Below are 13,432 nucleotides of genomic sequence, written 5' to 3' on the forward strand. Positions count from 1 at the left end.
GGGTTGGTGTGGGAGCACTACGACCCGCAGTGGAACATCGACTGGGTGGGTGAGGTTGCTTTCGTATTCGCCGATGTCGTCGGCATCCGGCGACAGGTCGATGTCGTGGAAGCAGTAATACGGCACGCCGAGCTTGGTGAAGAATTCGAATGCAGCGTCGGCCTTGGCTTCGGCGCGACCCAGCGCGGTGTTGCCCGCATCCCACGGATACGCGCGCGTGCCCGGGCCGAACGGATCGGCGCCGTTGCCGCAGAAGCTGTGCCAGTAGGCCACGGCAAAGCGCAGATGCTCGGCCATGGTCTTGTCGCCGATTTTTTTATTGGCGTCGTAGACCTTGAACGCGAGCGGGTTATCGGAGTCGCGGCCTTCGAAGCCGATCTTGCCGATGCCGGGGAAATATTCCTTCGCGCCGATGAAAACGGTGTTGCTCATGGGGTGTGATGTCCTTGGTTCTGGGGGAGTGGTGAATCAGTCAGCGTAGAGCGGGCTGACGACGTGCAGGTGCTTGAGGAAGGCTTGGTAGTGCTGCTGATACTGGGCTACGCGCTGCGGGTCGGGCTTTGCGGCGAGTGCGTCGTCTACCTGCAGGTGCTCCAGCACCACCTCCGACAACGCGGCATCGCCACCATCGTCGCGGTCGCAGGCCCACAACGCCTGCAGCGCGGCACCGAAGGCGGCACCTTCGGGTTGGGTTGGCACCACGACCTGCAGATTGAAAACGTCGGCCACCATCTGCCGCCACTGCGCGCTCTTGCTGCCGCCGCCGGTGAGCAGGATGGTATCGAACTGCAGGCCGGCCGCGACGAAAGCATCGAAGCCATTGCGCAGGCTATAGGTCGCCCCTTCCATCGCGGCGCGATAGAAATGCGCAGCAGTGGTGTTGTGCAGATCCATACCGAACAAACAGCCGCGTGCATCAGGCAAATTGGGTGTGCGCTCGCCATTGAAGAACGGCAGTAGCACCAGCCCGTCGGCACCGGGTGCGGTGTCGGCAATCATCGCCTCGGTCTGCTCGCGAGTGATGGAGAACATGCGCATCACCGCTTCGGTGGCGACGGTGCAGTTCATGGTGCAGATCAGCGGCAACCAGCCGCCGCTGGACGAGCAGAACGCGGCCCAGCGTGCGTCGTCGTCCACCACCGGATGATCGGCGTAGGCGAACAAGGTGCCGCTGGTGCCCAGGCTCATCGTCAGGCGGCCCGGCACCACATTGCCGGTGCCGATGGCCGCCATCATGTTGTCGCCACCACCGGTGGTGACGCGCACGCCGGCCGGCAACTTCAATGCATCGGCGGCCGCATCGGACAAGGCATACACCGCGCCGGTTTCCACCAGCGGCGGCAACGCCGCGCGCAGGTCACGCTGTGCATCGACGGCGCCGAGCATGCGCTCGGACCACTGGCGCGTGCGTACATCCAGCCAGCCGGTGCCGGAGGCATCGCCCACTTCGGCAAAGCGTTCGCCGGTGAGCCAGAAATTGATGTAATCGTGCGGCAGCATCACCGTGGTCATCGCCGCATATGCCTCAGGGCGATGCTTGCGCGTCCACGGCAATTTGGATGCCGTGTAACCGGCCAGGATCGGGTTGCCTGCGGCAGCCACGCTGCCCGCTGCGCCGCCCACCGCGTCCATGATTTCGTCGCACTCCAGTGCCGTGCTGGTATCGCACCACAGCTTGACCGGCGCGGTGACGCTGCCATCGGCGGCCACCGGCACGAAGCCGTGCTGTTGGCCCGACACCGAGATGCCGCGCACGCGCGCACGTTGTTCGCCATCAAGCTGCGCAAAGCAATGCACGATGCCGTCGACCCACCACTGCGCCTGCTGCTCGCGGGTGCCGTCATCGCGGCTGATCAGCTCCATCGGTGCGGCGATGGTGGCGATCACGGCGCGCTCCTGCGCGTCGTAGGCCACCAGCTTGACGCTCTGCGTGCCCACGTCCAGTCCTACGTACAAGCTCATTGCTTCACCAATCGGTTATTGTTGAGTCCCACCTGCTGGGTGCGGCCCGCGCCCAGTTCCAGGTCCAGGGTCTGCCCTGCGTAGGACAGTTGATAGCGTCCGCCACGATCGCTGTGCAGGCGTGCCTGCTGCAAGCGACCGCCATCCCATTCCAGATCGATGCTGGCGCCGCCACGCACGCGCACGCCGCGCATGCTGCCGCGCGGCCAGGCAGCGGGCAAGGCGGGTAGCAGGAATACACTGCCGCCCCAGCTTTGCAACAGCATTTCGGTGATGCCGGCGGTGCCGCCGAAGTTGCCGTCGATCTGGAACGGCGGATGTGCGTCGAACAGGTTCGGGTAGGTGCGATCGGGCGAAATCAGCAGTTGCAGGATGCGATACGCATGCTCGCCATCGGCCAGCCGTGCCCACAGATTCAGCCGCCAACCGATCCCCCAGCCGGTGGCGTTGTCGCCACGGATTTCCAGCGAACGCCTGGCGGCAGCGGCCAGCTCCGGCGTATCGCGCAGATTGATCTGGCTCGACGGATGCAGCGCGTAGAGATGCGAGACGTGACGATGGTGGATCTCCGGCGCGTCCATATCCCAATCCTGCTGCCACTCCTGCAACTGCCCCGCCTTGCCGATGCGGTTGGGCGGCAGTTGCTCGCGCAGCGAGGCCAGCTGCTGCGCCAGCGCTGCATCGACGTTGAGCAACTTGCTCATCGCGATGCACTGCGCGAACAGGTCGCGCAACAGCTGTGCATCCATGGTCGGCCCGGCGCATACGGCAGCGCCGAACGGATGCTGGTTTTCCGGCGACATCGATGGATTGGTCACCATCGCGCCCGTTTGTGGGTCGCGCATCAAGGTGGCAACGAAGAACTCCGCCGCACCCTTGAACAACGGGTAGATCTTGCTCAGGTACGCACGGTCGCGGCCGTAATCCCAGCGGTCCCATAGCTGCTGCAACAGCCACACCCCGCCCATCGGCCACAGGCTCCACTTGGCGCCATCGATGGGCCCGGCCTGACGCCAGAGATCGGTGTTGTTGTGCACCACCCAGCCGGGTGCGTCGTAGAGCGTACGTGCGGTATGCGCGCCGGTGGTGGCCAGGTCGAACAGCATGGATTCCAGCGGTTCCACGCACTCGTGCAAGGCGTTGGGCTCGCTGGGCCAGTAGTTCATCTCGGTGTTGATGTTGATGGTGTACTTGCTTTCCCACGGCGGCTGCATCAGGTCGTTCCAGATGCCCTGCAGGTTGGCCGGCTGGGAGCCGGGCCGCGAGCTACAGATCAGCAGATAGCGGCCGTACTGATGGTAGAGCGCGGCCAATGCCGGGTCGTTGCCGCCGGCAAACCGCTGCACGCGTTGGTCGGTGGGTAGCGCTGCCGCGTCGCTGGTGCCCAGGTCGATCGCCACACGCCGGAACAGGCGTTGGTGATCGGCCAGATGCGCGCGCAGCAATGCGGCAGAGTCCAGCGTTCCGGCCTTGCGCAGGCTCGCTGCGGTGCGTGCGAGCGGGTCGCCATCCACCGCGTCGAAGCGTTGGTAACTGGTGGCTGCGGTGAGCAGCAAGACCACTTCATCGGCGCCTTCGATACGCAAGCGATCGCGCAACGCGGTCACCTTGCCGCCTTTCACCTGCGGCAGCACGCGCAACGCAAACCGCAACTTGCCGTCGATGCCGGCAAAGCTGCCGTTGCGGCCGGTGAACAGCAAACTGCCCTGCTCTGCCGTGACCTCGCCGTGTTGCGGGCTGTCGATGCCCACGCGCAAGGAAATCGCGCGTGGCCGCTCGCACGACAGACGCACCACGATGCACTGCGACTGCGCAGAGACGAACACCTCGCGCCGATGCAGCACGCCGCCAGAGCGGAAGCTGGTGGTGGTCACTGCGGTGTCCAGATCCAGCTGACGGCGATACTCACTGATGCCGTCGACACGATCGAAATCCAGCAACAGATCGCCCAGCGGTTGATACGGCATCTGCTTGAGCGGACGCGAGAGCAGCTTGGCATCGGCCAGTTGTTCGGCCTCGGCATAGCGCCCGGCAAAGATCAGCGCACGTACCTGCGGCAACGCGGCCAATCCGTCCGGACTGGTGGAATCGTAGGGCCCGCCAGCGTAGAGCGTGTCTTCGTTGAGTTGCAGGCGCTCGTGGGCAATACCGCCCCACACCATCGCGCCGAGTCGGCCATTGCCGACCGGCAAGGCCTCCACCCATTCGTTGGCCGGTTCGCGGTACCACAGCTGCAATGCGTCAGCGGCCGCCACGGGCGGCAACGCGGCGTGTTTGGAAGACGCTGCGGCCTGTGCTGCGACCGGTGCGGCGCCCAGGACCGCCATCGCGGCCCCGGTTGCCTTGCACAGCTCCCGACGCGTCAGCACGGCCACCGCCGTGCTGCATCACCGGAACCGCCCGCGACTGCCTTGCGGCGTTCCGGCATCTGCTTGCTCATCGACTGAAGACAGCCTGCGATCATCGACGACGCGCTTTGCCGGACGCAATCTTGCGCTGCAACACGCTGACCGCCTTGCCGTCGTACTGGAGGCTGGTGTCGGTCTTGGGCTCGAGCGCACCGGCATCGTCGCGTGGGCCATCGACGAAGCGCACATTGATGGTGCGTTTGGCCTGCATGCCGGTCCAGCTGCCTTCGCGTTTGCCGATGCTCAGCTCGCCCTTGGCCTGATTCCAGACCAGCGGAATGCGGCTGAACTCGCCCTTTTCGTAGCCATAGCCCTTGCCATCGTCTTCGTACAGCGAGAACTGGCCGTCGGCACCGGTGTAGACCACCACGGTGAGCGGCGCGTCGGGTTTTTGGTCCACATATTCCTGCACCGGGCCGGTCGGCACGATGGAGCCTGCACGCACGAACAGCGGCATGCGTTCGATCGGCGCGGCCGCTTCGATGGTCTGGCCGCCGTCGTAACGCTTGCCGGTGGCGAAGTCGAGCCAGCTGGTGCCGGCCGGCAGATACACCTGACGCGAGGTGGCGCCGAAGCGGGTCACCGGTGCCACCAGGAACGCCGGTCCGAACAGGTACTGGTCGTTGATGTCGCGTGCCTTCGCATCATCCGGGAAGTCCATCATCATGCCGCGCATGATCACGCCATCGCGCTGATAGGTATCGCCGGCCAGGCTGTAGATATACGGCAGCAACGCGTAACGCAGGCGGTTGTAGTAGGCCATGCTGTCGTAGAACGGCGTGCCTTCCGGGGCGATGTTCCAGATTTCGCGGTACGGGAACTGGCCGTGCGAGCGGAAGATCGGCACGAACGCACCGAACTGGAACCAGCGCGTGTTGAGCTCGCGCCATTCCGGCAGATGCGCCGGGTCCTGGTTCTCGTAGCGCTTCTCCACCGCAAACCCGCCGATGTCGAAGGTCCAGTTGGGCAGGCCCGACAGCGCCATGTTGACGCCAGCGGAAATCTGGTCGTGCATGTCGTCCCAACGCGACACGATGTCGCCGCTCCACACCGCCACCGCATTGCGCTGGGTGCCGGCATAGCCCTTGCGCGAGAGGATGAACACGCGCTTGTCGTCAGCTGCACGGTCGCCTTCGTAGACGCCATGGGTGTGCGGCAGCGGGTAGGAATTGAAGTATTCGGTGGACGAGCCCAGCGCGGTTGGCGTGGTGCGTGCCTTGCGCTCGCCGATGTCCAGGTTGGAGTGCACGTCCGGCTCGTCGGCGTCCATCCACCACGCATCGAAGCCCTTGCTGTTGAGCTTCTCGTTGACCTGGCGCCAATAGATCGCCTGCGCCTTCTCCGAGTACGGGTCGTAGAACGAGTTCTTGTAGCCCTTGGCGATCCAGTCCAGCTCACCCACTTCCACGTTGCGCTTGTACATGAAACCGGCGGCATCCAGTTCCTTGTAGTTGGCCGTGGTGGGATAGAACTTGGGCCAGATCGAAATCATGATCTGCGCGTGCATGTCGTGCACGGACTTGACCATGCCATCCGGATCGGGGAAGTGCTTCGGGTCGAAATCATGCGAACCCCAGGCATTTTCCGGCCAGTAAGACCAGTCGAGCACGATGTTGTCCAGCGACAGCTTGCGCTTGCGGTACTCGGCCAGCACACCAACCAACTCATCCTGGCTTTTGTAACGCTCGCGGCTCTGCCAGAAACCATAGGCCCACTTGGGCAGCATCACCGACTTGCCGGTGAGTTCGCGGTAGCCGGCCACGGCTTGATCGTAGGAATCGGCCGAGACGAAGTAGTAGTCGATCATCTGACCGGCTTCGGACCACAGCGACAGATCCTTGGCTTCCGCTGCCGGCAGCGGGTCGCGATGCAGCAGCGCGATATAGCTGGGGTCGATCAGATCCCATTCGACCTTGACGGTGTGGCGCTTGCCCGGCTCCAGGTCCAGCTTGAACTCGTGATTCCACGGGTTCCAGTTCTGGCGCCAGCGATCGATCACCAGCTTGCCGTCCACGTACAACTTGGCGTATTCGCTCGAATACAGCGAGAACGTGTGCTCGCCACCGGTGAGCGCTTCGATCTCGCCCTCCCAGGTGACCTGCATGCGGCTGTCCTTGTCCTTGGTGATGGCCTTCTTCGGGAACTTGGTCAGGTCGCTGAGGTACTGGTAGTTCACCTCGCTCTCGCGACGCTCCAGCACCTGCTTGCCGTTGATGGCATAGCGTGCGGTCAGTGCGCCGGCCTTGCCCTTGGCGTCGTACAACTTGAGCGTCTTGGGCAGCGGCTGCAGACCGCGCGGGTCGCCCAGGCGGCTGATCGAGTTGTTGTCCCACAGCAGGCCATAGTTGCGGCTGGACACCAGGTACGGCACCGCCATGTCGATGTTGTTCTGCTGCAATTCGACGTTGCGGCCCTTCTGATTCATCCAGCCCTGCTGGTGCTGGCCGAAGCCGTACAACGCTTCGTCATCGGGCGACTGGAAGCGCTGGCGCACGCTCAGGTACTGCTTGCCTTCGACCTTGAGCGGGGCAAAGCTGCGCCCGCCGGCCACTTCGGACAGCACCGGCTTGCCATTGGCATCGGCGAAGCTGACATGGCCGTCGACGGTGGACACCGTGGCGGTCACCTTGCCGGTCTTCAGCTGCACGCTGTCGGCCTGCTCGGCCACCTGGAAGGCGCTATCGCCCTGCACCGGCACGCGCATCAGGCTGGGGCTGCGTGCGAAGTCGCCGTCCGGATCGGCGCTGACGCGGATGATGCCGGCATCGACCACCTGCAGACGCACCGGTGCGGCGCCCTTGGCGCTCGGCACCACGGTGACGCCATCGGCGGCCTTGCGCACTTCCTGCGCATGCGCGGCATTGGCCAACAGGGCCAGCGACAACGCCAGGCAATGGGCAAGCGGTGTACGTCGGTTGGCAGGCGCGGCGCCGGCGGAACGGATGGTGGTTTGCATGGTCACTCCCTTTGAATTTCGAAACGCTGCCGCGGGGGCGGCAGCGCATGGGTTGCTGATTATTTGTAGGTGGCGAGCTTGATCTTGAGCAGCTGTGGCACGCTGGAAAAATTGACGCCGTAATCGGTCTGGTCGCCGTTCCAGTTGCGCTGGAACTTCCACTGGGTGTCTTCGTACACGCCTTCCTCTACACGGTCGTAGAACATGTTTGCGGTGGCGTCGCTGGCCGGGTGCAAGGTCACGCGCACGTGGTAACCGGTGACCAGAAATTCATCCGGACCCAGCTCGGCGATCAACGCCGCGCCGATCGGCTCCGGGTTGCCCGGTGGCTCGCCCTTGAACCAGAACTGTGGCACGCCGTAGGTGATGGTGGCGCTCCAGCGGTCGTTGAGCTTGAGCTCCTGCACGGCCTGGCCGGGCTCTTCGGCGGTGCCGTGCAACTTGCCTTCGGAGGCGGCCTTGGCGAACGGGCGCATACCCATGCTGACCGCCTGGAAGCCGAGCGCGAACGGCGCCAGCGTTTCTTCGTTGACGTGCTTGGCGCCCAGCGGATAGTTGGAATAGCGCGTGTAGTCCATGCCAAACGCCGACCAGCCGATGCCGTTGTGGCCCAGCGTGGGATACAGGTAACGCGCGTATTCCTGGCGGTTGCCGGTTTCGGCCACGAACAAGGCGTTGTCCGGGCGTGCGTAACGCTCCAGCACCGTGGTGTACATGCGGTACTCGGGCATGTAGATGTCCGGCGCCAGCAGATCGATATGCGGGCCGGCCGCCTTCCAGACATCGAGCACGTTGTCGGTGGGGCCACCGCTGGCGTATTGGCCGGGCTGTCCCGGATTGAACGGGCCACGCAGCGCGGCATTGACGTACATCGGCAACGGATACTCGGCCTTGCCGGCTTCGGCGACCTGATCGATGTAACGACCGATCGACCACGCATGGAAGATTTCATCGGCATCGGCGCCGAACACCTGCGCCCAGCTGCCCGGCTGCTTGTTCAAGCGTTTGAGCAGTGCCTCCGGTACCGGGCCGTCGAAGAGTTTTTGCGCCATCGGCGAAAAGTCGCGCACGCTGCCGTAGGTGCCCGGCTCGTTTTCCGGCTGGATCATGATCACGGTGTGTTGCGGGTCGACCTTTTTCAGGTGCTGCATGAAGGCGACGAAGGCCTTGCGATCGGCATCCAGCGTGGCCTGCGCATGCGGCGACAGCGACCCGATCGCCTTGCCCTCGCGAGTGATCACACGCGGGAAGCGCTGGTTGTCGGCCTTGACCCACAACGGTGCGTAGGCCGGGCCATTGTTCTTCCAGGTCGCAAACCACAGCAGCACCAACCGCACCTTGTGTTCGCGCGCCTGGTTGAGCAGCGTGTCGACGAAGGAGAAATCGAACTTGCCTTCTTCCGGCTCGACCTGCTCCCAGGCGATCGGCACCTGCACAGTGTTGGGGCCCAGCACCTGCATGGCCGGCCACACCTTGTCCATCACGCCGGGATAGTTGCTGGAGTTGTTGACCTGCGCGCCCAGGATCAGGAACGGCGCGCCATCGACCATCAAGGCATGCTTGCCGTCCTTGCTGACGAACTGCGGCATCGCTGTCTGCGCGGCCGGCGTCTGTGCGCTGGCCGGCGTTGCCGCTGCGGTGCTTGCAACCGGCGTGGAGGCGGCAGGCTTGTCTGCATCGCCCTGCTCGCCGGACTGGCACGCGGCCAAGGCCAGCGTCAGCGCGGACAGCAGCAGCGGACGCAGGCAACGCCGCGCGTTGGAATACGTGATGGCATGTGCAACGGGGGAATACATGGACATAAGGCTCCGTGTCACCAGGTATCGGTGCGGAAGGGGGAAACAGGAAGGGCGTCGCGATTGATCAGGTTGGCGTCGTCGGGGTTCTCGCTCCAGCCGTAGCGCACTGCAACCGGTGCAGGCACCGCATCGCTCTGCACGCTCACCCGATCGCCGTCGATGCGCGCGGTGGCCGGATGGAACTGCTTGTCGGCACCAGCGACACGCAAGCCCTGCACTGCACCGCCGCCACGTACCTGCAGCGCACTGCCCTGCAGGTCGAATGTCAGCACCGCCTTGCCACCTTCAAACGTTGCCCGCTTGAACACCGGCGCGCTGTACACCAGCGTTTCGCCGTACGCCACGTGCCGCGCCGCCAGCGCCAGACGATGGCCGACATCGCGCTTGTTGGTGGGATGGATGTCGGTGGGGTTGCCGATATCGATGATCACCGCCTGCCCGGTCGCCGGCAGCGCCAGCGTCTTGGACTGCGACTCGCGCAACAGCGCCCACGGGCTCAGTTCGCCCTTATCGCCGCCGGCCTTGAAGTTGGCCAATTGCACCCACAAAAATGGCAGCGCCTTGGCGCCGCGCTCGGCACGCCATTGCTGGATCATCGCGGCGAACTGCTCGCGATACGCCACTGCTCCGCTGTCGGTGGCGTTGGTTTCACCCTGGTACCAAATCACGCCCTTGACCGGGAACGGCTGCAGCGGGTGGATCATCTGGTTGTAGAGCAGTGTCGGCAGTTGGTTCTTGTTGTCGACCAACGACACGCGCACTGCGGCGGGGCGGAATTTCCAGCCGCTCAGCGCGCGCTTGGCACCATCGTTGGTCTGCACGAAGCGCTGCTCATCCGGGCCGTGCATGCCGCCACCGCCGCTGAGGTCTTCCACCCGCACGGCGATGTGATTGACGCCGGCATGCAGTGCCGCCGCCGGCACGCTGTAGACGCGCGGCAGATTCCATTGCTTCTCGGTCGTGCCTACCTGCTGACCGTTGACGTAGGTGATGTCCGAATCGTCGATCTGGCCCACGCCCAGGGTAATGCCGGCCTTGGCCTCGGCAGCGCTCAAGGTCACCATGGTGCGGTACCAGGCAATGCCGTCCATGCCGTCGTAACCGTTGGACTCCCATTGCTGGGTGGTGGGGATGCTGTCCCAATCGCTGTCGTTGAACTCGGCGTCGCGCCACTGCGGCATGTCGCCGTCGACCTTGGGCCAGCGCGCGATGCGCTTGCCGGTGGCGGCCTGTGCGGCAGCGTCGCGTTGCTTGATCGCCTCGATCGCGCCCTGGTTCTGCTCGGCATTCAAGCCCAGCGATGCGGCGTCCATCCACGCCTCGATCGCACTGCCGCCCCAGGTGCTGTTGACGATGCCGATCGGCACGCCAGTGCTGGCGCGCAGCTCTTTGGCGAAGAAATACCCCACCGCGGTGAACTCGCCGGCAGTGGCCGGCGTGGCGGCCTTCCACTCGCCACCGGTCAGGCGCGCTTCCGGCTGCACCGACCACGACTTGGGCACCTTGAAGTGGCGTAACTGCGGGTCGTTGGCGGCAGCGACCGCCTGCGGGCCATCGCTGGCCTGCGCCAGCGGCCATTCCATATTCGATTGCCCGCTGGCCAGCCATACATCGCCGACCAGCACGTCGCGCACCTGCAGCTGCCCACCATCGCCCTGCACGCTCAACACGTACGGGCCGCCCGCCTTGTGCGCGGGCAAGCTCACCTTCCAGGCGCCCGTTGCGTCGGCTTTGGCGGTGGCGCGCTTGCCATCGAAGCTGACCGTGATCGCGGCATTGGGCGATGCCCACCCCCACACCGGCATGGGCTGGTCGCGCTGCAACACCGCGCCATCGGCAAACAACAGCGGCAGGGTCGGCTGGGCCAGCGCGAGCGGACTGGCCAGCACCAGGCCCAGCAGGCAGGCGCGGCGAACGAGAGGTGCGGTCATGCGGTGATCTCCAGGAACAGCGCGGCCGGTCGGCGCGCAACGAGGCGATAGGGAATGCAGCGGGTCAAGGTACGGCAGCGCGATGCCGCGCGCAGGCACGCAGCGCTCATCGTGGATCACCGTAAAAAATGCCACGGCCACCGGTGGCGAAGTAGACGCGACCAGGACGTCGTGGGTCGCCGGTGACGCTGTAAGGCTTGCCGAAACGGTGCGCATCGTCGTTGATACGCAGCCACTGCGCGCCGTCGTCGTCGGAGCGGAATACGCCATCTACACCGGCCACGCGCCCGGCCAGATACAGCGCTGGCGGTGCGCCATCGCGCAGTGGCTTGCCGATGCCCAGCGAGCGCGCTTCGTCCGGCTTGGACAGGGTCTGCAAGCGTCCGTTCTGCCAGCGCATCACGCCCAGCGAAGGGCTGGCCAGATACACCACGCCAGCACGCCAGGGGTCGGGCCGCAGCTGCGGACGCGCACGCTCATCGCGTGCAGGGTTGCCGACCTGGTGCCCGGTATCGCGGAAGCTGGCCGCGCCATCGGTACTTTCGTAAAAGCGCCCGCTGACGGTGTCGGCGGCATACCAGCGCTGCGCATCGACGCGGTCGGCCACCACCACTGCCGTGTCGGGCAGCCCCTGCACGCGCTGCCACTGCTTGCCGAAATCGCCCGTGCGCCAGTTGCCGCCGTTGTTGGGCGTCCAGACCACCTGCGATGCATCGGCCGCGATGGCAATGGTGCCCGCGCCCTGCCCGGCCGGCGGTTCACTGGCAAACGCGCTCCAGTGCGCGCCACCATCGCGCGACAGCAGCGCGCGGATCTCGTTGTGGCGACGGTCGCGCACGGTGCCGCTGCGTATCACCGTCAGCGGCGCCTGTCCTGCAGCATCGATGCTCTCGCCGTTGGTCAGACGCGGGCCGGCATACTGCAGCTGCGCGGTATCCAGAATGTCGTGGCGAAACCCATCGATATCGCCCAGCGCGCTGAGCAGAGGCGCGCCGGCCATCGGGCTGAGCAAGTCCAACGGCACGGTCTCTTCCAGTCCCCGGTCCTGGAACCACCACTGCAACGGCTGCCGCGTGCCAGCGAAGTCGCGCAGATTGCGCGAGGCCCAGATGCCGTAGCCGGTGACGAACAGCGCGTGGTTGCTGTCGAACGGATCGATCGCCAGTGCGCCGATCCAGTGCGGTGTCGCCTGCGCGGTCCACGGCGCGGCGCTGTGATCGAACACCGCATCGGCCAACAACGGCGTCCAGTGCTTGCCGCCGTCGACGCTGCGAAACAGCTCATCGCGCGGCGTCCGCCGGCGGAAGGTACTGGCCAGCAGCACCTGTGGATCGTGCGGGTCCACCGCCACCGCGCCCCAGCCGAAGCCATCGCCAGTGGCCGGCTGCGGAATCGGGCTGATCTCGCTCCAGCGCCTCTGCGCCGGGCTGTACTTCCACAGCGCACCACCGGCCATCAAGTCCGGGCCGGGCTGATCGCCGTAGCTGAGATACCACTGCCCATCGCGGCCGCCGTCCATATGGCTGGGACGCAAGCCTTGCGGCTGCCCTGCCACCGCCGACCACGTGCGACCGCCATTGTCGGACACATACAGGCTGGTGTGTGCGGTGGAGACGCCAACGTAGATCCGTGGTGTGGGACTGCCAGCGCGGCCGCTGGCGGCGTCGAACACGACAAAGGCGATCCCCACCGTTTGGTCGCGTCCGACATGGTTGCGCGCGGTGGCACCGGCCAATGCCTCGGCAGGAAATCCGTCCACACGCGCCCAGTGCGCGCCGCGATCGTCGCTGCGCCACAGGCCTGCATCGCGTGCGCCCAGCAACAGCACACGACCATCGTGCGGGTCCACCGCCAGCCGTTCGCCGTTGGCGCGGCCCAGTTGATTGCCGCCCAATTTGAACGGCAGATCGGCGCGCTCGAAGCTGCGGCCGCGATCGAACGAACGCAGAACCGCGGCATTGCCGGCGCGCGCGTGCATATAGGTCCCGGCCGCCAGATAGATGGCGGCGGGATTGGCAGGGTCGATGGCGAATGCATCGATGCCCATCAGATTCCAATCGTCGGCGCCCAACCAGTCGGTCAGTGCCACCCACTGTTGCGCACGCGCATCCCAGCGATACGCGCCACCGACATCGGTGCGCGCATAGGCAAGATCGCGTTCGGCAGGATGAAACAGCACACCGGTGACAAAGCCGCCACCGCCAATGGCCACGCTGCGCCACTGGTACGGCCCCTGCGTGACGGGCTCGGCCGCGTGCACGTGAGACGTCATGAAGAGCAACACCAGCGTCAGGCAAACAGCAGTCGGCCACGCATGTGCTGCGAAAAGGCGGCGCTTAGTAGGCGGATCGATCATGGCGATCATTCCTCCGGCTC

The 13,432-nt window shown here is 65.4% G+C and carries 6 protein-coding genes and 1 pseudogene; all 7 read right to left on the reverse strand.

Translation table 11 applies throughout. The annotated features are described in order from the left end of the window. Window positions 1-432: pseudogene (locus ASF90_RS00005) on the reverse strand (xylose isomerase); the annotation flags it as partial. A 36-nt stretch (window positions 433-468) separates the two neighbouring features. After that, window positions 469-1,962, reverse strand: a complete 1,494-nt coding sequence (gene xylB / locus ASF90_RS00010; protein ID WP_055844184.1) for a xylulokinase — start codon at window positions 1,960-1,962, stop codon at window positions 469-471. Continuing rightward, complete coding sequence (locus tag ASF90_RS00015; RefSeq protein WP_055846129.1) at window positions 1,959-4,289, reverse strand: glycoside hydrolase family 95 protein; 2,331 nt, start codon at window positions 4,287-4,289, stop codon at window positions 1,959-1,961. The genes xylB and ASF90_RS00015 overlap by 4 nt, the downstream gene beginning before the upstream one ends. A gap of 133 nt (window positions 4,290-4,422) precedes the next feature. Then, entirely contained in the window at window positions 4,423-7,326 is a 2,904-nt protein-coding gene (locus ASF90_RS00020; protein WP_055844186.1) for a TIM-barrel domain-containing protein, read from the reverse strand. A 59-nt stretch (window positions 7,327-7,385) separates the two neighbouring features. Continuing rightward, window positions 7,386-9,128 carry a GH35 family beta-galactosidase GalD gene (gene galD / locus ASF90_RS00025; protein ID WP_055844189.1) on the reverse strand — a complete coding sequence of 581 codons (1,743 nt, stop codon included), beginning with the start codon at window positions 9,126-9,128 and terminating at the stop codon, window positions 7,386-7,388. Window positions 9,129-9,139: 11 nt separating this feature from the next. Next, window positions 9,140-11,056, reverse strand: coding sequence for a sialate O-acetylesterase (locus tag ASF90_RS00030; RefSeq protein ID WP_055844192.1), 1,917 nt, complete (start codon window positions 11,054-11,056; stop codon window positions 9,140-9,142). Window positions 11,057-11,162: 106 nt separating this feature from the next. Further along, a complete protein-coding gene (locus ASF90_RS00035; protein WP_055844195.1) occupies window positions 11,163-13,421 on the reverse strand; it encodes a hypothetical protein in 2,259 nt (752 codons plus the stop codon). Window positions 13,422-13,432: the final 11 nt, after the last annotated feature.

Source organism: Xanthomonas sp. Leaf148, from assembly GCF_001423585.1.
GTDB lineage: Bacteria > Pseudomonadota > Gammaproteobacteria > Xanthomonadales > Xanthomonadaceae > Xanthomonas.

Bases quoted from the DNA above. Each gene is read 5' to 3' on its own strand.
- ASF90_RS00030 (WP_055844192.1), bottom strand. From the start codon at position 11,056: ATGACCGCACCTCTCGTTCGCCGCGCCTGCCTGCTGGGCCTGGTGCTG.
- ASF90_RS00015 (WP_055846129.1), bottom strand. From the start codon at position 4,289: ATGGCGGTCCTGGGCGCCGCACCGGTCGCAGCACAGGCCGCAGCGTCT.
- ASF90_RS00020 (WP_055844186.1), bottom strand. From the start codon at position 7,326: ATGCAAACCACCATCCGTTCCGCCGGCGCCGCGCCTGCCAACCGACGT.
- ASF90_RS00035 (WP_055844195.1), bottom strand. From the start codon at position 13,421: ATGATCGCCATGATCGATCCGCCTACTAAGCGCCGCCTTTTCGCAGCA.
- xylB (WP_055844184.1), bottom strand. From the start codon at position 1,962: ATGAGCTTGTACGTAGGACTGGACGTGGGCACGCAGAGCGTCAAGCTG.
- galD (WP_055844189.1), bottom strand. From the start codon at position 9,128: ATGTCCATGTATTCCCCCGTTGCACATGCCATCACGTATTCCAACGCG.